Below are 24,851 nucleotides of genomic sequence, written 5' to 3'. Positions count from 1 at the left end.
TATATTAAAGGAGGGGTTGTAAATGCAACAAGTATCCATTTTATATTTAGCTTGTATCTTAGCCGGTTTTGCACTAATTAAAATGCCAGCCATTTCATTCCTATCAGGACTGTCATCATTCTTTCATATCGTTGGCTCTCTAGCCATCTTAGTATTTGCATTTGCCGTTCTATATCAAGGCGTCAAATCATTATTAAAATTGTAAGCGATCACATTAATATCATAAGCCAGGATTTTGTTCGATCCTGGCTCCTTTTTATTGGATGAAAAAATCATTCTAAAAATAAAAAGCCGCAATGAAAGCTGCAGCTTTGGTATCCTTTATCTTGTTTTCAGCATTAAGATTTCTTCTTCTGCTTTCGCGATTTTTACCAGATGGGTATCCAATCGGCGGTTAATTTGGAGAATTTCGCCATTTTGGGCACCCTCGATCCGTTCAAGTGCTTCTTTAATATCGGAAAGATCAATTTGGTTTACGGCCACCCTGTGCTCAATGCTATCTACTTTTTCTAAACGAGATAATCTTTTTTCTATATTTTCAAGAGTTTCATTAAAAGTATGAATTAAAGATTTTATATCATTTACATTTTCTGTTAACTTTTCAAATGCCTTTTCCATCATCAAAAACTCCTTTCTAATGACATAATCATAGCATCATTTCCACTATAAAGATGTTACAAAAACAGTAACACTTGACGAAAAAAGTGTTTTTGGTCAATCAGTTTTCCAAACCCTCAATACATAACCACCACAGCCACATTTATCAATGAATTTTATACTCACCTGATTTGGGAACAATTTTACAATTAATGGCTGAAGATAATCGACTGGATTTCCGAATGTCGAAGAAGTTACTAAATTGATAAAGCAGCCCTCCTTTGTTTCCTCCACTGCTAAAATGGCATCTTTTATAATTAAATCAATATCATATTCATACTCATCATGTTCCAAATCTTTAGTCCAATCTTTGTTCATATCTTCCCCTCTATTTTTTTTATTTACTAATATTAAAACGTAAATAATTGAAAAAGGTAATGATTTTCTTCACACAAAATATGAACAAATACTTAAATTATTTCCTGCTTTAGAACCTATGTGAGATGATCTTTAAACAAGGGAACCACCCCAAAGGGATCCATTTTTCTAGTTTCTTTCTAATCTCCTCATCAATTTAATGTTTCCTAAGTTATTAAAATGGATTATACTTTAAACAATGATTATGTTTTCTTTTCAGAAAATTTTTAATAAATCGCAGATTATGTTACAATAGTAAAATTTTAGTATATAATAAAGGTAGGACTAATGTAACATCTTTTGGTTTTCAACTTTGATTTCCTAACCTTATTGAAGAAAGGGGGTGGACATCATGGGACATGAAAGACCACAGGTGGAACTATTTAACTTAACCTTTGACCTATCCATATTATTTACCAGTACCGTTGCCGCTATCTTTGTTTTCCTTATTGCCTATTTATTTACTCGGAACCCCTCGGTCAACGTACCGAAAAAATGGCAAAATTTTATGGAATGGGTTATTGAGTTTGTTAAAGGAATTATGAATACGACAATGGGGACATCCTCGAATCTATTTATATTATCGACTGGCGTTTCCCTCTTAATGTATTTGTTTATTGCTAACCTCATGGGAGTACCTTTCTCCGTTGTAATCACAGAAGAACATTCCGTAGCTTGGTGGAAATCCCCAACAGCAGATGCGCACGTTACTATGACGTTAGCCATCATGATCATTGCCTACACCCATTTCATTGATATCCGAATGCATGGATTTAAGCATTTTTTCCTAAGCTTCTTTAAACCCTTTACATTTCTCTTCCCTATAAATGCCGTGGAACAATTATCAACAACACTTACCTTAGGACTGCGATTGTTTGGAAATATTTATGCCGGAGAAATCATGTTAACCTTATTAGCTGGAGCAATAACCCACGGATTTGTCTTGGCCTTTCTTGCAGCACTACCAATGATAATCTGGCAGGCATTTTGCATTTTCATTGGAGCTATTCAAGCGTACATTTTTGTAACCCTCACCATGGTGTATATTGGACACCGTTTAACGATTGACGAATAGAAAGGAGCTGGTTACATTGGGCGACCTTACGTTATTTGGTTTACCAGTTTCATTAGGTACCATGCTATATCAAGCGTTCCTGTTTACCGTTCTTGTCTTTATTTTAAAGAAACTGGTATTAAAAAAAATGGTCGGAGTTCTCGAAAAACGGAAGCAGCATATCGAAAATCAACTGTCACTGACAGAACAATATAAAAAAGAAGCAATAATAAATCTTGAAGCGAGCGAAGAAATCCTTAAATCTGCAAAATTAGAAGCATGGGAAATAAGGAAACACAGTGAAAAAGAAGCAAAATTAATCCTGCATTCTGCAAGAGAAGAGGCTAAGCGCATCCTAATAGAGGCAAAAGGAGAAGCATATCACTCCCAACCACTGTCCTTTACACCTTCTGAAAAAATGAAGGGGGCATAATTATGAAACACAAATTTACAAAAAATCTTGGCAGGATTACAGAAAATCTGGAATTAGGGTTTGAGGAAAAATGGATTTATGTACATTATTCAAAAGGATCTGAAGAGAAAACAGCCTGCCTATTAAAAAATGAAAACAAAACTGATAAAGAATATCTTGATTATTATTTTGCAGAAAATCCGCTTTCTGTAGAGATGGAAAAAGAGGTTATGAAATTTATTGAAAAAGAAAAAACTAGGGATGATACACATTGGAATGAATTTTCGGCTTTTCTCATGAAAACCCTCTCGTTAAATATGGTTTTCGGAATTTCTATTGCCCTTTGTGTATTTGGGGGTTATAAATTAGGAAGTTTCCTGGATGAAAGATTTTCCCTTTATCCAACCTGTACATTAATCGGGACATGTTTAGGAATCATTTTAGGTGGAGTTACTGTTTTTTTCTTAATTCAAAAATACTTTATTTTACCATCAAAACAAAAAAAGGAAAATGAGCAAATGCAAATAGAAAACGAAAACACACTGGAACCTAACCATCCAATTATTGATGTGGATATTGATGATGTTCGGAAGGCTGTACGGCAATTCTCTGATAAATTACCTAAAGGTGTCTATCGGACCATTCTTGTTCAAGAGGATAATAGCATTGATTTCACGCAGATCGTCCACATTTTGGGCGGCATACCTGCTAAAAACTTCTACATGTCCAAGGAAACATATGATTTATTCGAAGAAGATGAAAAACATATCCCTGCTGAAATGGATATGGTTCAAAGGGCTGTCGATCAATATGTAAAGGAAAATAGAGAATACCCGATGCTACAATATGACCCCCACCGGAGAGTTAATTACTATCAACTGCTTCAAGATAAGTATTTAAAGAAAACGCCGGATACTCAATTTTATATTACTGACCTTGATGGTCTTGTCACTCACATCAAGCCCCAGAAAAAAAACTCCTCTCTTCACTAAGAGAGGAGCTTTTTTTGGCTGTTTAGACCTAATACCAAAAGTCAAACATCCAATTATTTTTACCAGGTTTTGCTGGTTTATCTGGTGTTTTGGTAACTATTACTTCTGTTGCACGACTTTCATTTCCTGCAGCATCTGTTGCTGTAACGGTTATCTTCGTATTCACGTCTTGTTTGGCAATAGTGATTTCAAATTGGCCTTTACTATCTGCTTTTGTACGGCCGATTTCTTTACCATTTACCTTCGCAATGACAATAGATCCCACCTCAGCCTTTCCGGTAATTACTTTATCGGACTTTCTGACTGAATCTACGCTCGGTGCTAAAGGCGGAGTACCGTCTTTTACCGTTACAGACGAAGTGGAACTTACATTGCCTGCTTTATCTGTTGCCGACACAACCACAACTGTACCTACCGACTGTTTAGCAATGAAAATCGTAAATTGACCTTGAAGGCTTGTAGTTGTATGTCCAATTTCCTTGCCATTCACTAAAGCTATTACGGTTGATCCGGCTTCTGCGGTTCCAGAAATAACCACATCCGCATCTGTAAGTGTATTTAAGATCGGAGCTGACGGTGCTGTAACATCTTTTACCGTTATTTGGGCAGCCGTACTAGTATTACCCGATCCATCTGTTGCTGTTACCTCAATGATTGATTCCGCTGTTTGCTTTGCAATTGGTATGATAAATTTACCGTCTTGAATTGCTGTTGTATGGCCAATTTCCTTGCCGTTAACGGTGGCAACTACAGTTGATCCACTTTCTGCTGTTCCAGTTACCATCACGTCTGCATCTGTAACGTCATCAACAATAGGTACATCTGGTGCAGTTATATCTGTTACTGTAAGTTGTACGGCTTCACTTGTATTTCCTGCTGCATCTGTTGCTGTTACAGAGATTACAGTACCTGCTGCCTGCTTGCCAATTGTCATTTCAAAATGCCCGTTTTCATCAGTGACCATATGACCAAGTTCTACATCTCCATTCTTCACTAGAACAGTGGTCCCAGCTTCTGCTGTCCCCTTAATCATTGTATCAGCATCTGTGATTGGATTAACCACAGGTGCATCTGGTACTGAAGTATCCGTTCCAACCAGTTCCCTTGTATCCCTAACTCGAATACGATCACCTTGAGCAAAGGATCCAGATAATCCTACTGCTTCGAGAGTGTCCCCTGTTTTGAGTACAGGAACCGTTGCTTCCGGATGCTGGTTGACAATGTATCCATCAGTAAAGACCAATACATCTCCTGAACCATCATTAATGACATAAGAATTTTCGTCAAACTTCGAAACAACTTTCCCTTTTACTTTTACTAGGAAACCTTTGTTTATATCAGCGGTAGCTTCACCCGTCTTCACTTCTTTAGGTTGAAGTGGTTCACCACTACCCAGTTTAATCACATCTTTTGCAAAGTTGGTAAACTCTAATTCTTTGTTGTTTTCGAAAGTTTTAATATGCCCATATACACGGACCTTATCGCCTGCTTTTAATGAACCGTCTGGAACTTCCTGGAATGCCATGATTCCGCCAGTTGCATCCTGTAAGTAGAAAGCATCAAAGAATACTCCTGCACCAGTGGTGACAGTTCCTTCCACCACAACATTATTGCCATCCCCCATTTTACGGACATCAGCAATATTGGAAACCGTTGTTTCACGGTGTGCAAGCCAATTTACTGCGTTAAGAGCAAGTTCATCATTTCCTTTTGCATTAAAGGATTCATCCAATTGTTTATCATTCATAAAATTCATACCTGAAACAACAATACGTCCAATGCCTACTTTTTCTGAAGCAACAGCCGGAATTGCCGAACCACCGGCATTATCAGAAATTGCATCATATACGTAGTATCCTGCTGCTACACTGCCTTGGTAAGTGGTTTCATTACCACTTGCTAAAATGGTCACTGTATCACTGTCTGTCAGTGGCTGGTGCCATACTTTTTCCAAGCTCGAGCCACTATAGTATTCAAGCGTATCCGCACGGTCAGTGATATAGTTAGAAACTGGATGTAAATGAATTCGAACAGCAAATTTAGTCTTTAACGGATCAGACCAGAAGTTACCTTCTTTCGTATCGTCATTAATTCCATCATTGTTTATTTGAATGGTTGCTCCCATTTGCTGCAGCAAATCATTATTAATATCAGTATTATTATTATAGTTACTTTTATCTGTTAGGAACAATGAACCGCCATTTTTAACAAAGTCTGCTACCGCTGCATTCTCACTTGCAGTTAGATCCACTTTTGGATGGGTTAATACCAAAACTTTAACATTTTTTAACAAATCAGCAGTTAAAGGCTGTTTGTTTTCCACTACTGTATAACCTTCACGCTGAACAAGTGATGTAAAGGCATTGAAATTATTTTTATAGGTTCCCGGATCAGTAGATGTATTTTCATTTTGGTGAGCTGCATCGATCATGACCGTCATTCCCAAAGCTTGTTTGATCGTAACCTGTTTTTCAAATTGATTATCTTCCGGACTGTCCCCTGATGGTGTATCTACAACAGCAATTAATTTGTGGTCCCCGGCAATCGGGCTATTCCAAATAATGCTGGCTTTGCCTACCCCCTTAGAGGCAATTTTATCAATTTTGGTAGATCCGATTAAATTACTGTCGTTAACTTGGTCATAGTAAAACTTCACGTTTAAATTGGTTAGTTCTGTTTTACCCAGGTTGCTGACTCCTGCTTCCAATGTCGCAGGGTTTCCAGAAACAATGGCATTGCCAGCAACGTCAAGGCCACTTACACGAACATCCACATCTTGTTCTTTTGTCCAAATCGGAGCAGAATAGATTTCCTCTCCGTCCATTTGAGTTACCTTCACAACAAACCATTGCTGTCCACCAGTAACTGTAACAGCAGGTTTCCAAGAAAAATCCTTCGTCATAGGTTCAATTGAATCAACAACTTTTGAACCGTTTGTAATTAGTTCAACTTTTTTAATACGATCATCGGATTGATAGGTAGATGGAAGGAAATTATATTCTGCCATCGTTTTAGATTCTGCAACAGGATCTGAACCCTTAATATCAAATGTTAAAGACTTGCTATCAACGGTGGAACCCATATATTTTCCATTTGCTAACATATCAAGGGTAAAGTTTGGATCCTCTTCAAAATATACCCGCATATTTTGCATAGAGTGTAACAATGAGTTTTGCGTTAAGTCATTTGAAACAATAACGGTTCTATTAAGAGTTTGTCCCCATGTGCCATCATGGTTGTCCTCCCCGTAAGTTGGTGAAACGTGCCAGCCTAGATCAAGTGCACTAAAGAATTTCTTTTCGGCATTCACATATCCATAATGTCCTGACCCATTTCCTACTTCAAGCATCGTAAACAGCTTGTCTACTCTTTGATCATAAGGCATGAAATTGTTAAATGCATTTGCAGACATATCAGGGTGGTTAAATTGTGCCGCAATATTATCGTAGGTAATGACCCAAGCATAGTATTGATTTAAGTCCTGATATTTGCCGCTGTTCATTTTACGGTCAATAAAGTTGTCTGTTCCGAAGACGTTTGAGTGTCCCCAAGTAGTTGAGGTCATTTCAAATGCAGGGAACACAACATAATCCCCGTCTTTTGTATATTGTTTGGCAAGATCTTTTGTCAACTGCCAATTATCCCCGCCTGTACGCTCAGGCATTCCATTATGAGTAACGGTATCTTTATCTGCTAGGGTTGCATCAATGTCATGTGAGTGGTCTGAAAACGCAAACCAATCATAACCATGAGCTTTACCAGCTTTTAATGCCTCTTCAGGTGTCCCTGAAGCATCATGAGATATATTGGTATGGTTATGGGTAGTCCCACGATAATGATTACCACCTGTAAACGGCTTTGCCACTTCGAAGGTCCAGGAAGCATTGCTGTGATTTCCTTTTGTATCCCAGGCCTCAACTGCCAGAGTATGTGTTCCGATGGTTAGTTCGTTAGCTAAAGGAAGCTGCACTTGCTCATCCGTAACAATGGCCGTACCGCTTACCTCTTCCCCATCTAGCTTGATAGAAAGCTTCGACTTTTCAAGGCCGCTTGGTTCATTTACTAGGAAGCTTATATCCGGAAGCTGAGTTTCTACAATAGATTTATCGGCTGGCTGAAAACCACTTAATACAGGTGCGAATGTATCATCAACTAATTGAACAGCATTTGGCTTATCAGCGGTTCCCACTGTTTTAGTTTCGGATTTATTTACTGCTTTAATATAATAAGCAAATCCATTGGCAGGAACAGAACCAGATGGTAATACAGCCGTATATTTATTTTGATCTCCCTTTGTCATATCCAAGGACTGATAGGCAGAATCCCCAGTACCTTTATAGAAAACCGTAACTGTCTCAGCGCCCTCAGCTGTTGCCACAAATTTAATATCATTTCCATTGTAAGCCGTAGTCATTGGTGTATGTGTTAAGGCGAGAGCAAAATACTCTGTTACATCATCCACATTCCGTGGAAAGATTTGATATCCGCTGTCAAATGGTGCTGTTGAATCATACTGACCTACAATGCCCGTAATATCATAATAACTATTCACTTTAAAAAGATTAACCGGGTCTACGCCTGTTGTTGTCATTACCCTCACTGTTGTCGCCTTACCGGAATCATCAGTAAGAGTAACGTTAGTCCCACCTCCAGATGGAGTTGCCGGTACATTAGTTACTTTACCTCTGATTTTTACCAGCATGCCTTCTTTTGGTTCTCCGGTTGTTGAATTATTCAATTCTGTTATGGAAAAATCAATTGGAGTTATGGTGTCCCCATCACCCTTTAATTCAATAGAGGAAGGTTCAATCTCTGTTAAACCTCTGTAAAATTTAACGGTACCCGTTACTCTAACCTTACTGCCAACAGTTACCGTTTGAGAACTGTTGAAAATATTCACTCCACCTGTGGCATCTTGAATATAGAATGTATTGGCACCAACGATATTATTAGCAACTGTTACAGTACCTTCAACGGTAACTGTTTGATTTAACAACGACGGCTGGCCTTGACTGTCATTGGCACGTACGTCTTTAAGTAGAGTAACTCCTTCTTCAGGTGTCGGTGGAATGACTATTTCTGGTTCAATTGGTGTTGAGGAATTTTGAGGGTTAGGATCTGCCTGAACAAAATCTGTTGCATTGTCATTTGTATCCCAGCCATTTCCTTTTCCTGCCCCAATAGTGGTTGGATCAGTTCCATCATTCGCTTTTCTTTCAACACTTTTATAGTTTGAAGGTGCCGGTGTTGGACCACTGCCATCAAATGGACTTGTAGAACCAAAAGCCACATAATCGATTACATTTGTATCATCTTTGCCAGTTATTGTTGTAATATTTTTTACTAGAGCAACTTTGCCTGCTGCACCACCCATATTGATAGTTCCAATAACTTCAGGGGTAGGAAGATCAGCCGTTCCTCCCGCTCCTTTAGCTTCCTGTATTAAATAGTATCCATGGGCTTTAATAACACCAGTTAGTTTAGTATTTCCAGTAAAAGCAGCTGTTGCACTCGATCCGGCATATTGAACCGACCACCCATCAATAGTAATATCCGAATCGGTTGGGTTATAAAGTTCAATAAAATCATTTTTATATGTAGCTCCGCTATTTCCTCCTCCTCCATACACTTCACTAATGACAACGCTTCCAATTGAAGCTGCCTTGGCAGTTATTCCTAGATTCGGCAGGAATGTTCCACCAAGTAATAGTGCAGAAAGGGCCACGCTACTATATTTCTTTATGCGCCTTTTCCTCATACTACTCCCCCATTTTCTATATTAATTATGTAACAATTTAAATTTATCATAATTTTAATAGATTTAATATTTATTTTTAGTAAAAGTAGTGTAACACATACAAAAAAATAGTTTACAAAAATAATATTGTAATTTCATATAGTAAAACCTCTAAAAAACTTTATAATAAAGGGGACTAACACATATACCCAGGGGGAAGGACCATTGCGTTATATAAAAAACCTTTTTATACTTTTGTTCATAGCCTTATTATTATTTCCAAAAAACACCTCCGCCCACGCCTTGAGCGCTGCTTTTACCAATATTCACTTAACTCAAGAAAAAACCGAATTAATCTATTCCATAGATTCCTTATCAGTTATTGAGGGGGTAGGAGGCGATAAAGACAATGATAGTACTTTAAATAAACAGGAATTGGAAGCGATTAAATATCGTCTACAAGAGTGGGTAGAAGATAGTGTTGTTCTTGAAGTAGACGGAAAAGAACAAGAGGGAACACTAAAAAGTCTTAAGCTTGAGCAGAAAGGTGAAAAGGAAATGGTGACCCTTCTATTTACATACCCAGCCTATTCAGCAGGAAAAACAGTGAAATTACTTGATGGAATTTTTTATACAGGGCAAAATGCCAGTACTTATAATGATTTTATAGCAGTAGATTATCAAGGTCAGGTCAGCGAGGCGGTACTGAATGGTAAAAATAGAGAATGGACCATGCTACTAACAGAAGTGCAGCAGCAGCAAGGGGCATCAGATCATCAAGTATCTCCCCCTAATCAGCCCGAAAAATCAACTACCTTATCTTCTAACTGGTTTTCCTTTTTCAAACTGGGGATGCTTCATATTCTAACTGGGTATGATCACCTTTTATTTCTTTTTGCTCTATTGTTAAGAAAGCAAACTTGGAAGCAATATGCCGCGATTGTTACGTCCTTTACGATCGCCCATAGTATAACTCTTAGTCTTGCCGTGTTAGGTGTGGTTACCCTTCCATCAAGATTTGTTGAATCTGTCATTGCCTTTAGTATTTGTTATGTTGCTTTAGAGAATATTTTCCGAAAAGAGATCAAGCACAGGTGGACTCTGACTTTCCTATTTGGATTAATCCATGGACTTGGGTTTGCTAGTATTTTGCGGGAGATGGCGATTCCAAAAAGCCATTTAGCTGTTGCCTTAGTTAATTTTAATTTGGGTATTGAAGCCATCCAGCTAACTATTGTCTTGGTTCTCCTCCCAATCCTTGCGTTCATTCAAAAGCAAAAAAAATACAGCATGTATGTAAAAGTTGGGTCAATCATTATTACCCTTTTAGGGGGATTTTGGCTCGTTGAACGCATCTTTTTTTAAATCCATCTTATTGCTTTGTTTCCTTGACGCTCGCCATTCGGCGAGTTTCTTTATTTTTCCCACAAAAATTGAGATAATAGTGTTAACCATATTTCATTAAATTGTGAGGTACAAAAATGTTAAAAGAGAAAAAAAACACGCAGCATTTAGCAACCATTTCACTTATTGTGATGGCTGCTGGTTTTCTGATTACGATTCCTCTGGAGCCATCGATTTGGAGAACCATACTTCAAGGCGGTTTTGAAGCTGGCCTTGTCGGAGGACTTGCTGACTGGTTTGCGGTAACAGCCTTATTTCGCCATCCTTTGGGTCTTCCCATTCCACATACAGCCCTTTTGCCAAAAAACCGTGAAAAAATCATTGCGAAAATTATTTCTATGCTAGAGAACGATTGGCTGACTAAAGAAAGCATTCGTGAAAAAATCGATTCATTCCACTTGACCAAACGAATTTTTGGAGTGGTCGAAAAAGAAATCAATGAAGAGCCTGCAAAAAAAAATATCATTATCGGGGTCAAGCATCTCATTAAAATGATAAAAATTGAAAAAGTGGCTCCCATTGTAGAAAAGGAATTAAAAGACCAACTTCATCAATTGGATATACAGAATTATTTCCCGCTACTTATTGACCAGGTTTCTGCACGAAACTATGATGAAAAAACATTAGACTTTGTTTTAAAGGAGATAAATGACTGGGCCAATCAGGAGGATACGAAATACCGTCTTGGCGGCATGGCTGTAGAAATGATTGAAAATATTAAAGCAGATGGATTCATGCAATTTGCTTTACGATCCTTTAGTAATTTGGTAAATGAAGAAAAGCTGGGTAATATTATTCAAAGCTTGATTCTTAAAGGGGTCGATAGTTATCGAGATCCATTTAACCAAAACCGGCAAAATTTACTTCATCATATCCAACAAAAGCTCCAAAATTTGAAGACGGATGAAAAACTATACCAGGAATTAGAACAATTTAAACAGCACCTCATTACTAATTGGGATCCAGAACCTAAAATTATCGAATTATTAACACAGGCCCAAGAAAAAGCAATCATGTATGTGGAAGAACCTAGTTTCTACGAAGAATACCTATTGCCAATGATGATGGATGGACTAAATGGTTTACAAGCTGATGAAGATAAGATGGAAAAACTAGAGGCTTGGCTAAAGCAGCAAATCTCAGGCTTTGTCGATAAAAATCATTCTAAAATTGGTAAACTGGTCGAAGAAAATCTTAATAAATTAGATAACAAAACTCTGATTCACATGATAGAGTCAAACGTTGGAAAAGATTTGCAATGGATCAGGGTTAACGGAGCTGTTTGCGGCTTTTTGATTGGCCTTGTCTTAGTAGGTATTAAAGCTTTGTTCTAAAACACAAATAATCCCCTCAGGCTCCTGAGGGGATTATTTGCTTATTAAATGGATGCTAATTCTTTTTCTAATGCTTTTTCTACAGGTACATATTTATATCCTAAGTCTTTTGCAACTGCCTCATAAGTGATTTCTCCGTTAGCAACGTTAACACCTAATTTTAATGCCGGATTGTCAACAATAGCCTTAAAGACCCCTTTATTAGCGATTTGCAGTGCATATGGTACAGTCACGTTTGTTAATGCGATTGTAGATGTCCGTGGTACGGCACCAGGCATATTGGCAACGGAATAGTGAATCACTCCATGCTTCTCAAACGTTGGGTTATCATGAGTCGTTACATGATCAATTGTTTCAACGATACCGCCTTGGTCGATAGCAACGTCAACAACAACGGATCCTGGTTTCATTGTTTTAATCATTTCTTCAGTCACAAGCTTCGGAGCTTTTGCACCAGGAATTAACACAGCGCCAATTAAAAGATCTGCTTCCGCAACAGCTTCCGCAATATTATATGGATTAGACATTAACGTTTTAATTTGATTTCCGAAAATATCATCAAGCTGGCGTAAACGATCTGCGCTCAAGTCGATAATCGTAACATCAGCACCTAAACCAATAGCCATTTTAGCTGCGTTAGTACCAACAATCCCACCGCCGATGATGGTTACTTTTCCACGGTTAACCCCAGGTACACCTGCAAGAAGGATTCCTTGGCCCCCATTATTTTTTTGAAGGAATTGTGCTCCAATTTGAGCTGCCATGCGGCCAGCTACTTCACTCATTGGTGTTAATAACGGCAGAGTTCTGTTAACAGCAACGGTTTCATAAGCAATGGAGATAACCCCACTATCCTTTAGTGCCTGTGCTAATGGCGGCTCCGCTGCAAGGTGTAAATAAGTGAATAAAATTAATCCTTGACGGAAGTATTTGTATTCACTCACAAGAGGTTCTTTTACCTTCATAATCATGTCGGCTCTTGTCCATACTTGTTCAGCACCATCTAGAATTTCAGCACCTGCTTTAGCATAGTCCTCATTTGTGAATCCGCTTCCAAGGCCAGCGTCTTTTTCCACTAAAACTGAGTGACCGGAGTTCACGAATGACACAACTCCCGCTGGGGTAAGTGCTACCCGATTTTCGTTGTTTTTAATTTCTTTAGGTACACCAATAAACATTTCCCTGATTCCTCCCTAAATTCACAATAAGTAACATAATATGGATACAGTATAAAATGATTGTTTGTGAATTTCTTTGTTAAGAAAGGAAAAAGATTTAATTTCTTTTTGGGAAATTTCACAAAAAGTTCAATTCCCCTGATATTTCTCCAGCTTCAAATCAATAAATAAATTCATTTTTTGATTTGGATCCTTAAAATTGATATCACCGATTTCGGCAATCCGTTTCAAACGATAAGTTAAAGTATTGGCGTGAACATTAAGTTCTTTTGCAGCATCATGGATATTTTGGTCGCTATTTAAAAAGACCTCCAGTGTTTCGGCCAGATTGCTTTGATGCCTAAAGTCATAGTCATGCAGTTTCTTTAAGGAATAATTTTCGTATTCTCCATTTTTTCTTTTTTCAAGAAGAAGTTCAAAATACTGATATATTCCCAATTGATGATAGCTGTTAATTTCCCTTGTCTCATTTGGAAATTTATTTTTGATTGCTAAGACAGATCGTGTTTCCTTATACGCTTTTCGAATTTTTTGATAATCTTCATAAACACCGCTATAAACGGGTGTGATCCCGTTTACTCCATAACGATCATTTAACTTAGAGATAAAGTTCTCACTAAAATGTTGCAGTTCTTGTAATGGATACTGAATGTTGTCAGCAGAAACAAGTAAGATTAACTGATTATGATCAATCGTATAAAGAACTATTTTTAAGCGCTGATTTGTTTTTAACAAGTAGATAATGTTTTGTTCATCTTTTCCGCCAATTTCCTGTTGAAATTGAAAAACAGCTATAGCAAAAGAAGCGGCGGGAGAAATTTTTAACGTTTGGAAATTCTCGAATATTTCATTGGTTGATGTTAGGTGTCCTGTTAATAGCTTCCAGAAAAATTCTTGAAACCGCTCATCTTTATTGCTTTTTCTGGTGCGAAGCTGAAGGAGTTTATTCTTGACTGCATCAGCAGCCTTTTTTAACAATTTAAAATCCACTTCTGATAATGTCTTATCAATTTCTAGGGCCCAGATAAACCCTAAAACTTCTTCATGCTTCCAAATTGAAATGGCTACTCTGCTTCCAAGTCCTATATCATTCATGGTTTTCACCCGAATCGGATCTCTTGTTTTGAGAAGAGCTGGAATGGTTCCTTCTTTCCAAAGCTGGTTGATTACCTTTTCTGGCACTCTTCTTCCAATAATCGTTGATATTCTGGCCGGATCAGTTCGTTCATCATGCGTACTGTAAGCAAGGAGACGGTGATTTGCATCTTCAATCGTTATCGGGCATGTCAACACCTGACTAATAAGATCGGCAAATTCATCTAAACTATCAAATGAAATCTTAAACGGGTCATGTTGGTTAAAAGACATATAATGTCCTCCATTTTACTATAAGAATAATGTTATTTTGAGAAAAATTATCGGTGCTTTGTTTAATTTTACAAAAAATTTGCCTAAATTTCATGTTTTTCTATAAAATAAAAAAGTAGATGGCTTTGTCGAATATTTTTGAAAAAATTATATTTTGATAGTATTGACAAATAGTATAACATAAATAATAATTTGGTTATACTATTCAAATAATTGTGCTATCAAAAAAAAATGAGGAGGTCAGAGGATGAGTAACGGAAACAACGGAAAAGAACTTCACCGCGGGCTGGAAGAAAGACATATTACCTTAATGTCTTTGGGAGCTGCAATTGGAGTTGGCTTATTTCTAGGATCGGCTACAGCTATTAAACTAGCAGGCCCAGGGATTTTACTTGCTTATGCGTTTAGCGGTATGATCATGTTTTTTATCATGAGGGCACTTGGTGAAATGGCCATTCAAAAACCGGTCGCTGGCTCTTTTAGCAGTTATGCACGTGATTATCTTGGTCCGCTTGCCGGATACATAACAGGTTGGAACTACTGGTTCTTATGGGTAGTTACTTGTATGGCTGAAATTACCGCTGTTGGGATTTATATGGAGTATTGGTTTCCTACAGTGCCTCGTTGGGTATGGGCTTTAGCAGCGCTAGTCATGATGGCAACCGTTAATATTATTGCTGTTAAGGCATACGGAGAATTGGAATTTTGGTTTGCACTTATTAAAATTGTCACTATTCTTGCGATGATTGCAGTTGGTGCAGCAATGATCTTCTTCGGGTTCGGAAACGGTGGACTTGCTACAGGAATTTCTAACCTATGGGAGCATGGAGGTTTATTTCCAAATGGCATAAAAGGCGTTCTTCTTTCCCTTCAAATGGTTATGTTTGCCTATTTAGGAATCGAAATGATCGGTGTAACAGCCGGCGAAGTTAAAAATCCGGAAAAATCCTTGGCCAGAGCGATTGATTCCGTTTTTTGGCGGATCCTAATTTTTTATGTCGGCGCGTTGTTTGTGATTATGTCCATATATCCATGGCAGGAAATTGGGACAAAAGGCAGCCCATTTGTTCTCACATTTGAACAAATCGGGATTAGAGGTGCCGCAGGAATCATAAACTTTGTTGTGCTAACTGCAGCACTTTCCTCCTGCAATAGCGGAATTTTTAGTACAGCACGCATGCTATTTAACTTGGCACAGCATGGCGAAGCTCCAAAACGTTTCGGAAAAGTAACTCGAAATGGTGTTCCAGGCATGGCCGTATTAGCGTCAGCCGCTGCATTATTGATCGGGGTTGTATTGAACTATGTGGTCCCTGCAAAGGTGTTCACTTGGGTAACCAGTATTGCCACATTTGGGGCAATTTGGACCTGGGGGATCATCTTGCTGTCACAGATTCGTTACCGAAAGACTTTAAGGCCTGATGAAATAAAGCAACTAAAATATAAGGTACCATTATTCCCAATCAGCTCTTATGTTGCTCTCGCATTTTTGGCGCTGGTCATCGGTTTAATGGCTTATGATGCGGATACCCGAATTGCCCTATTTATCGGTCCTCTTTGGCTCATTTTCTTAACTGTATTTTACTATGCCAAAGGGTTTCATAAACGAGTTCCTACTGAAACTGAAGATAGCAGTCAAGCTGTTTAATTGGAAGCTCATTATTGAGCTTCTTTTTTTGCCCCAAAAAGAGGAAACCGGTTAAAACATCCATTTTTTCACATACTAACATTGTTACTTAAAGGAGGTAATATTGATGAAGAAATGGATAGCATTACTAGCCGTTGGTGTACTACTATTTTCTTATTCCCCCCTCCAAGGCCAAGCCCAAACAATATATGACCAAAATACAATGTCTGTTCTTTGGTTTCAACGATCTGGTGAAGCTAAAGCCTTATATTATCAAGGGTATAATCTTGGCAAAATGAGATTGGATGAAATCCTCGCCAAAAAGCAATGGGATCAAAGATTGAAACCAGCCATTGTTTTGGATATCGATGAAACAATTCTGGATAACAGTTCCTATCAAGCACAGTTTATTGTGTCAGGACAAGGAAATCCGCTTGATTGGACGGATTGGTTCAATCGTGCAAAGTCAAAACCGCTCCCTGGAGCACTCGACTTCTTACATTATGCAGATTCAAAAGGGATTGCTATTTACTATATTTCAAATCGCTTTGAATCTCAAAAAGATGCGACGATTAAAAATTTACAGGCAATCGGTGCGCCACAAGCTATAAGTGATCATATTTTACTGATGAGAAAAAATGAACCAAGCAAAGAAAATCGTCGAAGACAGGTGTCACAAAATCATGATATTGTCTTATTGTTTGGTGATAACCTCGGAGATTTCAGTGGTTTTGATCATCTGGATGCAAACGGAAGAGTTCGAGCCGTGGATCAGCATAGGGAAGAGTTCGGCAGAAAACTGATTGTCTTCCCTAACCCAATGTATGGAGATTGGGAAACTGCCATCTATCGAAACAAAATAAATTCATCCTTAGAGGAATTATCAAAGCTTAGGAAAAATAACCTGATTATTTATCAACCAGACTGATTACAGCCGCTCTTAGTGAGCGGTTATTTTTTTGTCCAATATACCATATTTTTCGTTGGACTTAATATTAATAGAAGAGTATAGTAGATTCCATGAGTTTTTGAGTTTAAACTACCAAAGTCATTTTTATGTACTTTGTAAAGGAGGAAAGCTCATGGATAGATTACTGCAACTAAATACCATATTTATCAGTATAGTGATAGAAGCTATCCCTTTTATTGTAATTGGAGCTTTTGTCTCTGCATTGATTGAAGTATTTGTCTCTGAAAACGTGATTCTTCGACTGATGCCTAAAAATAGATTCCTATCTGTTATTACGGCTAGTTTGATTGGGGTTTTATTCCCTGGTTGTGAATGCGGGATCGTTCCCATTGCGGCGAGGTTAATCAAAAAAGGTGTAGCTCCATATGCCGCGATTTCCTTTATGCTTGCAGCACCCATAATCAATCCAATCGTACTTTTTGCCACCTACATTGCTTTTGGTGAAAGTTGGAAAATGGTTTTTAGCCGGGCTGGATTAGCTTTAGGTGTTTCCATTTTAGTTGGGATTGTTTTATCTTTTGTCATTAAAGAGAACCCGCTTAAGGAAAATATTGAAGTTCATGTTCACGACCATTCCAACCAAAATAAAATACAAAAACTATTTAGTGTTATCAATCACACCATTGATGAATTCTTAAGTGTTGGAAAATTCTTGGTCATGGGTGCATTAATTGCTTCCGCTATGCAAGTGTATGTACCAACAAAAATTTTACTTACTTTGGGTAATACGAAGGTAACAGCTACTCTTGTTATGATGGCCTTGGCCTTTATTCTGTCTATTTGTTCGGAAGCAGATGCTTTTGTAGCCTCTTCATTTCGGAATAGTTTCGCTCAAGCACAAAGTTCTATTGTAGCCTTCCTAGTATTTGGTGCTATGTTAGATATAAAAAATGTTCTAATGATGACTGGATATTTCCAAAAACGACTTATCATCATATTAGTTTCTTTAATTACCTTATTTGTATTCATTGGTTCACTTCTTTTGTAAAGGAGGAATGATTCGTGTTTCGTGTGATTATTTTATTATTGTTTACCAACTTATTTTTCTCGCTGCATCTGACAGGGAACATTTCTAAATATATTAATATGAAGTATGCCTTTCTTTCTAAAAGCATGGTTGTCGTGTTATTCTTGCTTACTTTGGCTGAGGCAATAAGGTGGTACCGTTCGGACAAAAGTAAGCAAGAAGACCCCCTCCATTGTCAATGTGACTCCGAGCACCATCATGAGCATCCTAAAAAAAAGGAACCCAAAAGTAAAAAGGTTAAAAACTTTATCGCATACACGTTTGTGTTAATTCCTGCCCTTACAGGTGTTCTATTGCCAGTTGCTACCCTTGATTCAAAATTAGTGGACGCAAAAGGATTTCAATTTCCTACTTTAGAAGACGGAAACGATCAATATGGGATGCACCAGGTATTGAATCCGGATATGAGTCCATTCCTTGGGAAGGATGCCTTTTTAGATTTAGTCAGCAAGGAATCGAAGTCCTATAAACCAAAAGATCATATTACTTTAACGGATCAAGATTATTTAGTTGGGTTGGAAGTTATTTATAATTATTCTGGGGAATTCGTCGGTAAAAAGATTACGATGAACGGTTTTTCTTATAACGGACCTAAATTAAACGGCAACCAGCTTTTCTTACTCCGTTTCGGGATTATTCATTGCGTGGCTGATTCTGGAGCATTTGGAATGATGATACAGTTTCCAAATGATATAAAGATCCCAAATGATCAGTGGTATCAGGTCACAGGTACTTTAGATACAGTGTATTACGAACCGATGAAGACACGAATTCCAGTTCTAAAAGTATCCAGTTATAAAACCATCAGTAAACCGAAGGATCCTTATGTTTATCGAAATAGCTTAAATTAAAGGAAGACACCCGCCAAGGTGTCTTCTTTCATTTCAAAAAGGTTGAATAAGGACTAATTACTTTTGATATTCTTTAGAATATTAATCGCAAAGATGATAATCCCCAATACCATTAAAGTTCCTCCAGCCGCTACTGCAGGTCCTGCTGAGTCTACTCCTGACACTAAAAAAGCCAAGCCAATCATCATAATGGGCAATGCGATATTATGGAGCCAAAAGTGAACCTTTGCCAAGGTGGTTTTCCCCGCACTTGGGAAGACGACATAAATAAGTCCCGCAAGAGTCATAGCTGTCCAGCCAAGCAGATTAATATGCACATGAACAGGTGAAAACGAAAATTTTTCCGTCATCGACATGTACATACCTAAACAGACCCCAATTACGAAGTAACATACCGAGATCTTAATAAACTTGACTCCCATATTCGTCCCCCTTTTTTAGATAAAAAAATAGTGACTGTAGTAGTAAATATGTAGGAATTTAATAAAAAAGAACTAGGAAATAATACGGACAAAGCTGTTTTTTGGGGTATGGTCAGATGGAAGATATTACTACCAACTCCGGCTTCTAATCTATCCTACATATATCTCATGAAAGATTGTTCCTCCAGCTCCGGCCTCCAATTTGTCCTTCATACACCTCATGAAAGACTGTTCCTCCAGCTCCGGCCTCCAATTTGTCCTTCATACATCTCATGAAAGACTGTTCCCCTAGTCCGGGCCTCCAATTTGTTCTTCATACATCTCATGAAAGACTGTTCCCCTAGCCCCGGCAGTCAATTTGTCCTTCATATATCCCATGAAAGACTTTTCCTCCAACTCCGGCCTCCAATTTGTCCTTCATACACCTCATGAAAGACTGTTCCTCCAGCTCCGGCCTCCAATTTGTCCTTCATACATCTCATGAAAGACTTTTCCTCCAGCTCCGGCCACAATTTGTCCTTCATACACATCATGATAGACAGATCCTACAGTTCCGGCCTCCAACTAGTAGTTAAACCTTATCTTAGAGAAATCAGAAAATAAAAGGGCTATCCGCGCAAGGGGGGATAGCCTTTTCTATCTTATAAATATTTACGATGAACTGCCTTACCATCGTATGAGTAGAGCATATTCCTTTCCTCAATGACTGTTTCCATGTGAACGGGTCTGCCCCATAACTGATGTATATATGGCAGTACTTTTTCCAGGTATTTCACATCCAGTTCAACGCCTTCAAACCAATGTTTTAAATATAATTCTCCATTCTTCATATAGTCACCATCATTGACGGTAATGTAAGGGAATCCACCATTGACACGCATGTTGACCAATTGATCACGTATGTGCTCCCATTGCTTATCCACGACCTTGTAATCCCGGCCTTGCTTTTGGAATAAATACATATCCTCACGCATGACTAAATCCTTGGTTAAATAATTGCGCAGAAATGAGATATCGGATTCGATTTCTCGTACTTCGAAAAGTTTCTCCCGTCCAGAATTAGGTTTCACTCCGCGCCTTTTCATTTCCTCCGTAGGATTATTATAACGTTCTTCTATATCTTCCAGTATTTTCAGACCAAGGTAATAGGGATTAATTCCGGTCTTAGAAGGCTGCACCACACCGGCGTTTAATTTTGCAAATTCAATAGCCTCTCCGCTTGTTAAATTCATTTCACGTAAGATTCTTTGATGCCAGAATGACGCCCAGCCTTCGTTCATGATTTTAGTCTCAAGCTGTGGCCAAAAATAAAGCATTTCCTCACGCATCATCGTTAATATATCGCGTTGCCAATCTTCCAGCTCTCTGCTGTACGATTCAATAAATAATAATATGTCCTTTTCTGGCCGAGGCGGAAATTTCTTTCTTTTTGCCGGCTTTTTGTCTTTCTTATCTTTATCATCTAGCTTCCAAAGATCATCATATGGTGTAGCTGAACGCGGATTCTCATTCTCTTCTTCTTCATCCTCCAGGGACCATGTTAATTTGGGTCTCATCAAGGAAGGATCGATATGCTCATCTATGGATAATACCGCATCTAGGAATCGTTCCACTTCCTTTTTCCCATACTGGATTTCATATTGATGAATTCGTTCTGCTGTCGCTGACATGCTTTCCACCATATCACGTTTCGTATTTTGGAAACGAACATTGTTTTTGAAAAAATCACAGTGGGCTAATACATGGGCGACTATAAGTTTGTTTTGGATTAAGGTGTTAGAGTCCAATAAAAAGGCATAGCATGGATTTGAGTTAATAACTAATTCGTAAATTTTGCTAAGTCCCAAATCATAGTGAAGTTTCATTTTGTGGAATTGCTTTCCAAAGCTCCAGTGTGAAAACCTGGTTGGCATACCATAGGCTCCAAAGGTATAAATAATTTCTGCAGGACAAATTTCATAACGCATTGGATAAAAATCGAGGCCAAAGCCGGTAGCAATTTCAGTAATCTCTTTGATAGCGTAATCAAGAGCTTTTTGGTCTTCCCCATTCATCAGCCATTCCCCCTTTTCCTCTTAACACAATGTATGAGGAAAATTCAGGAATGATGAAACAAGATGATAGGAAACTTCTTAAGGCGAAAGTTTTCTTGCCTCTTCTGCTAGGGTTAAACCGACTAATTTATTACGTTTCCATTCTGATAAAAACACCGATAAGGGAGGACTTGTCTCTCCGACTAAATAGCTTAATTCAATGGTCATGGCTGGTCTATGGTACTTGGTGATAAACCAATCAGTAAATCCGCCTCCGACTGCTTCATAATTAGGTTTAGACAATTTATAACCCGTGATCCTGGAAATTCTTCTAGCAATGAAATAATCGCGGAAAGTTTGTCTTCCATTATGGTAATGCCAAAAGATTTCTCTTCCTGCTGTATGATAGGCAACGGCAATAGATGGATTTATTTCCTTTATAAAATTTGTTAAAGCCTTTACTTCGTTGGCTTCTAGTGGTTTGATCCCCTTATAGTACTGGTAGTACGGATGGGATGGACCTGCGTCTAACTGCTTCCAACCAGCAGGGTATTGCCTATTTAAATCTATTCCGGTTCCATTAGCTTTCCACCTGTTAAAACGTCTTAATCCGTCATTCATTACTTGTAACCTTCTTTGATGAGCTATTGGAAATTCGCTTAACCTATTCTGTTGAATCGTTACACCATCAGGATTAAGCATGGGAATAAACCAAATTGATACTTCATCAAGAATATCTGTAGAGACCGATCCGACCTTATCTCCTTTACTATAGGCAGAGGCATATGTTTCCAGCATTTTCATTAAGATCATACTGGTCAGCCATTCTCGCCCGTGATGAGCACCGATACATACAATTTGTTTCTTCCCTTCTCCCAGTTTGGCTGCCCAAATTTCCCTTCCAAAATGACTAGAACCTATTGATTTTACCTCAATATTGTATTTACCCTTTATTTTCGCAAGGTCTCGTTCCATTACATCAAATGTATAAGGCTTATTGACTTTGACTATGTTAGCTTCTGCTACTTCTGTTGAAAATAAAGTAAAAATCAGTAATAAAACAAATGGTCTAATCATAAATTCCTCCAAAATATACAGGTAAAAGTTGAAAACCGCTTAACAAGTGGGTGACAACATTTTCTGTGAAAGTTCTTTCGAGAATGTCATACAATAATCACAACTCCTAATAAGGAGGAGAGATTAAATGAACAAATGGGATTATGATCGTGCGTTGTACTATACACACCGATCAGAATGGGATAATTTGCTAATATTAATGGTTCGAACATCAGACCATTTTTTATCAAAAAAAATTGAGCATTTCCTGCATGCTTATAATTTTGAACGCGACTATTCTGTTATCGAAAAGAAACTTTACAGCCTACTTCGTTACATTGACCATGCTAACGAAAACATAGACACCGATGAGTTACCGATGTATAGTCTTTCCTAAACTGACAAGTGAATACCAAAATTGCTGTGGCACTTTTTAACAACCGGGCCTATAGAATTCCACCAAAAAAACACACGGCTTGAATAAAGCCGTGTGTTTCTATGTTCCTTATTGTTGAACCTCTTGTAATTTTCGCTCTACGAGATCCATAAAATCCTTTTCAATTTCCTGCAGCTTATTTTTACTATTCTCAAGACTATTACTGTTAACGCCAAAGTAAAATTTAACTTTTGGTTCCGTACCTGATGGTCTTAGACATACCCAAGTTCCGTCTTCGAAGATATATTTTAAAACATTGGATTTGGGTAGATCAATTTTTTCTTCGCTATTTGCTGTTTTACGAATACTGGTCAAGTAATCTTCAGCAATGGCTGTGTTTAATGTCCCCAGCTTTTCCAGTGAATCATTTCGGAATGAAGTCAAGAGGCGCTGAATCAATTCTGCTCCCTCTTTTCCTTTTAGCGTTAAAGAGCGGAGCCCTTCTTGGTAAAAGCCGTATTTTTCAAATACTTGCATCAACCCTTCATAAAGCGACATTCCCTGCTGCTTATAGAAAGCACAAACCTCTGTTGCCAATAGAGCAGCTTGGAGAGCATCTTTATCTCTAGCAAAATCCTTGATTAAATAGCCGTAGGATTCTTCATATCCAAATAAGAACGTCTGGCTGCTCGTTTCTTCATATTGTTTAATTTTTTCAGCGATAAACTTAAATCCAGTTAATACATCAACGGTTTCCAATTCGAATGCAGTAGCGATTTTCCGCCCTAATTCAGATGTTACAATCGTTTTACATACAGCTCCATTTTGTGGCAAGGTGCCTTTTTTCTTTTTCTGAGAAAGAATGTAGTCGAGCAGTAAAGCACCAGTTTGATTACCTGTTAGCACGACATATTCTCCCTCAGGATTTAGAACAGCTATGCCTAAACGGTCAGCATCAGGATCTGTCGCAATTAAAAGGTCAGCTCCCACTTGTTTACCGTCACGGATGGCTAATTCAAACGCTGCGTGCTCTTCTGGATTCGGACTTTTCACTGTTGAAAACTCAGGATCCGGCCTTTCTTGTTCTTTAACTACAGTAACATTGTCATATCCTAATGCAGCAAAAGCAGCTCTTAACGGCTTGTTTGCGGTTCCATGTAAGGGTGTAAACACAACCTTTAAATCTGTTTCCTTGGCAAGGTTCGGATTTTCAGATACTGTTTTTAATTTTTCAATATATTCTTGATCAATTTCAGAGCCGATCGTCTTGATTAATCCCTTGGCACGTAAAGCTTCTTCACTTTCTACTTCAATCAATAATTCATTCTTAAAAGAATTAACCTTCTCAATCACTAAATCGGCTTCTTTAGGAGGCAGCTGTCCCCCATCTGAACCGTATACCTTGTAACCATTATATTCAGGAGGATTATGACTAGCTGTAACCACAATTCCAGAAAATGCATGTAAATGTCTTAAAGCAAATGATAATTCCGGTGTTGGTCTAAGCTCGTCAAATACATATGTTTGTATGCCTCTTGTTGCCAAAGTTTTGGCTGCTTCCATGGAAAATTCCGGAGATTTATGACGGGAGTCAAACGCAATAACCACTCCGCGTTTTTTCGCTTCTTCCCCATGGTCTTCTATGTATGAGGCTAAACCAGCTGAAGCTTTTCGGACGGTATAAATGTTCATACGGTTCGTGCCTACACCGATTTCTCCACGCATTCCTCCGGTACCAAACTCTAAATTTTTATAAAACGCTTCTTCCAAGTTCTTATCATCATGTTTCATCTTTTCTAAAAGAGCTTTTAATTCTCCATCTAATTCTGAAAATCGAATCCAACTCTCTGCTGTTTCTTTCCAATCCAAATTTGTTCCCCTCCAAGTTTTCTCATATTTAATATTATTTCTAATGATTCAATTCAACTATTATATTACCGCAAATGGGAAATTTTTAAGAGTAAAAACCAGAAAAAAATGCACATGATTTTTAATA

At 38.1% G+C, this 24,851-nt stretch carries 20 protein-coding genes; 11 read left to right on the top strand and 9 right to left on the bottom strand.

Annotated features, from left to right (window positions below):
- The first annotated feature begins 22 nt into the window (after positions 1 to 22).
- Complete coding sequence (locus tag ACI3K6_RS04650) at positions 23 to 205, top strand: hypothetical protein (protein ID WP_335480961.1); 183 nt, start codon at positions 23 to 25, stop codon at positions 203 to 205.
- A gap of 116 nt (positions 206 to 321) precedes the next feature.
- Here ACI3K6_RS04650 and ACI3K6_RS04645 read toward each other — a convergent pair whose 3' ends face one another.
- Together ACI3K6_RS04645 and ACI3K6_RS04640 are read right to left on the bottom strand one after the other, a co-directional pair.
- Complete coding sequence (locus tag ACI3K6_RS04645; RefSeq protein ID WP_335480959.1) at positions 322 to 618, bottom strand: hypothetical protein; 297 nt, start codon at positions 616 to 618, stop codon at positions 322 to 324.
- A 96-nt stretch (positions 619 to 714) separates the two neighbouring features.
- A complete protein-coding gene (locus tag ACI3K6_RS04640; RefSeq protein WP_435553931.1) occupies positions 715 to 975 on the bottom strand; it encodes a CGCGG family putative rSAM-modified RiPP protein in 261 nt (86 codons plus the stop codon).
- Between the two features lie 391 nt (positions 976 to 1,366).
- Here ACI3K6_RS04640 and atpB point away from each other — a divergent pair, with 391 nt between their 5' ends.
- Genes atpB through ACI3K6_RS04625 form a run of 3 tightly spaced genes read left to right on the top strand, consistent with a single transcriptional unit; the run spans position 1,367 to position 3,472 of the window.
- Positions 1,367 to 2,089, top strand: a complete 723-nt coding sequence (atpB, locus tag ACI3K6_RS04635; RefSeq protein WP_435553930.1) for a F0F1 ATP synthase subunit A — start codon at positions 1,367 to 1,369, stop codon at positions 2,087 to 2,089.
- Between the two features lie 16 nt (positions 2,090 to 2,105).
- Positions 2,106 to 2,501 (top strand): ATP synthase F0 subunit B, encoded by a 396-nt coding sequence (locus tag ACI3K6_RS04630; RefSeq protein WP_435553929.1) that lies wholly within the window; start codon positions 2,106 to 2,108, stop codon positions 2,499 to 2,501.
- A gap of 2 nt (positions 2,502 to 2,503) precedes the next feature.
- On the top strand, positions 2,504 to 3,472 hold the full coding sequence (locus ACI3K6_RS04625; RefSeq protein WP_435553928.1) for an AtpZ/AtpI family protein: 969 nt from the start codon (positions 2,504 to 2,506) through the stop codon (positions 3,470 to 3,472).
- A gap of 28 nt (positions 3,473 to 3,500) precedes the next feature.
- On the opposite strand, the gene ACI3K6_RS04620 is transcribed toward ACI3K6_RS04625, so the two are convergent.
- Positions 3,501 to 9,230: a DUF4350 domain-containing protein gene (locus tag ACI3K6_RS04620; RefSeq protein ID WP_435553927.1), complete on the bottom strand. Its 5,730-nt coding sequence runs from the start codon at positions 9,228 to 9,230 to the stop codon at positions 3,501 to 3,503.
- A 204-nt stretch (positions 9,231 to 9,434) separates the two neighbouring features.
- Between ACI3K6_RS04620 and ACI3K6_RS04615 the strand changes: the two genes are divergently transcribed.
- Positions 9,435 to 10,574 (top strand): HupE/UreJ family protein, encoded by a 1,140-nt coding sequence (locus tag ACI3K6_RS04615; RefSeq protein ID WP_435553926.1) that lies wholly within the window; start codon positions 9,435 to 9,437, stop codon positions 10,572 to 10,574.
- 116 nt (positions 10,575 to 10,690) lie between these two features.
- Positions 10,691 to 11,947 (top strand): DUF445 domain-containing protein, encoded by a 1,257-nt coding sequence (locus ACI3K6_RS04610; RefSeq protein WP_435553925.1) that lies wholly within the window; start codon positions 10,691 to 10,693, stop codon positions 11,945 to 11,947.
- Between the two features lie 44 nt (positions 11,948 to 11,991).
- Here the strand turns inward: ACI3K6_RS04610 and ald are convergent, their stop codons facing one another.
- Positions 11,992 to 13,125, bottom strand: a complete 1,134-nt coding sequence (gene ald, locus ACI3K6_RS04605; RefSeq protein ID WP_435553924.1) for an alanine dehydrogenase — start codon at positions 13,123 to 13,125, stop codon at positions 11,992 to 11,994.
- A gap of 129 nt (positions 13,126 to 13,254) precedes the next feature.
- A complete protein-coding gene (locus ACI3K6_RS04600; RefSeq protein WP_335481326.1) occupies positions 13,255 to 14,493 on the bottom strand; it encodes a PucR family transcriptional regulator in 1,239 nt (412 codons plus the stop codon).
- Positions 14,494 to 14,740: 247 nt separating this feature from the next.
- Here ACI3K6_RS04600 and alaP point away from each other — a divergent pair, with 247 nt between their 5' ends.
- From alaP to ACI3K6_RS04580, 4 genes are all read left to right on the top strand, one after another.
- Positions 14,741 to 16,141 (top strand): alanine permease AlaP, encoded by a 1,401-nt coding sequence (alaP, locus tag ACI3K6_RS04595; RefSeq protein WP_435553923.1) that lies wholly within the window; start codon positions 14,741 to 14,743, stop codon positions 16,139 to 16,141.
- A gap of 100 nt (positions 16,142 to 16,241) precedes the next feature.
- Positions 16,242 to 17,048, top strand: coding sequence for a 5'-nucleotidase, lipoprotein e(P4) family (locus ACI3K6_RS04590; RefSeq protein WP_435554084.1), 807 nt, complete (start codon positions 16,242 to 16,244; stop codon positions 17,046 to 17,048).
- Positions 17,049 to 17,202: 154 nt separating this feature from the next.
- Positions 17,203 to 18,078 (top strand): permease, encoded by an 876-nt coding sequence (locus ACI3K6_RS04585; protein WP_335481331.1) that lies wholly within the window; start codon positions 17,203 to 17,205, stop codon positions 18,076 to 18,078.
- Positions 18,079 to 18,092: 14 nt separating this feature from the next.
- Entirely contained in the window at positions 18,093 to 18,968 is an 876-nt protein-coding gene (locus ACI3K6_RS04580; RefSeq protein WP_435553922.1) for a TIGR03943 family putative permease subunit, read from the top strand.
- A 53-nt stretch (positions 18,969 to 19,021) separates the two neighbouring features.
- Here ACI3K6_RS04580 and ACI3K6_RS04575 read toward each other — a convergent pair whose 3' ends face one another.
- The 3 genes from ACI3K6_RS04575 to ACI3K6_RS04565 all read right to left on the bottom strand — a co-directional run bounded on the left by ACI3K6_RS04575 (position 19,022) and on the right by ACI3K6_RS04565 (position 22,500).
- Positions 19,022 to 19,390, bottom strand: coding sequence for a cytochrome-c oxidase (locus tag ACI3K6_RS04575; protein ID WP_435553921.1), 369 nt, complete (start codon positions 19,388 to 19,390; stop codon positions 19,022 to 19,024).
- Positions 19,391 to 20,031: 641 nt separating this feature from the next.
- Positions 20,032 to 21,444: a SpoVR family protein gene (locus ACI3K6_RS04570; protein ID WP_335475650.1), complete on the bottom strand. Its 1,413-nt coding sequence runs from the start codon at positions 21,442 to 21,444 to the stop codon at positions 20,032 to 20,034.
- A gap of 78 nt (positions 21,445 to 21,522) precedes the next feature.
- Entirely contained in the window at positions 21,523 to 22,500 is a 978-nt protein-coding gene (locus ACI3K6_RS04565) for a M14 family zinc carboxypeptidase (protein WP_435553920.1), read from the bottom strand.
- Between the two features lie 127 nt (positions 22,501 to 22,627).
- Here ACI3K6_RS04565 and ACI3K6_RS04560 point away from each other — a divergent pair, with 127 nt between their 5' ends.
- Positions 22,628 to 22,876, top strand: coding sequence for a YhdB family protein (locus tag ACI3K6_RS04560; RefSeq protein WP_435553919.1), 249 nt, complete (start codon positions 22,628 to 22,630; stop codon positions 22,874 to 22,876).
- A gap of 108 nt (positions 22,877 to 22,984) precedes the next feature.
- On the opposite strand, the gene ACI3K6_RS04555 is transcribed toward ACI3K6_RS04560, so the two are convergent.
- Entirely contained in the window at positions 22,985 to 24,724 is a 1,740-nt protein-coding gene (locus ACI3K6_RS04555) for a phospho-sugar mutase (RefSeq protein WP_435553918.1), read from the bottom strand.
- Positions 24,725 to 24,851: the final 127 nt, after the last annotated feature.

Origin of the sequence: Neobacillus solisequens, from assembly GCF_051233465.1 — a bacterium.
GTDB lineage: Bacteria > Bacillota > Bacilli > Bacillales > Cytobacillaceae > Neobacillus.
The sequence above is the reverse complement of the archived record's forward strand: the minus strand, read 5'-3'. Positions and strand labels throughout refer to the sequence as shown.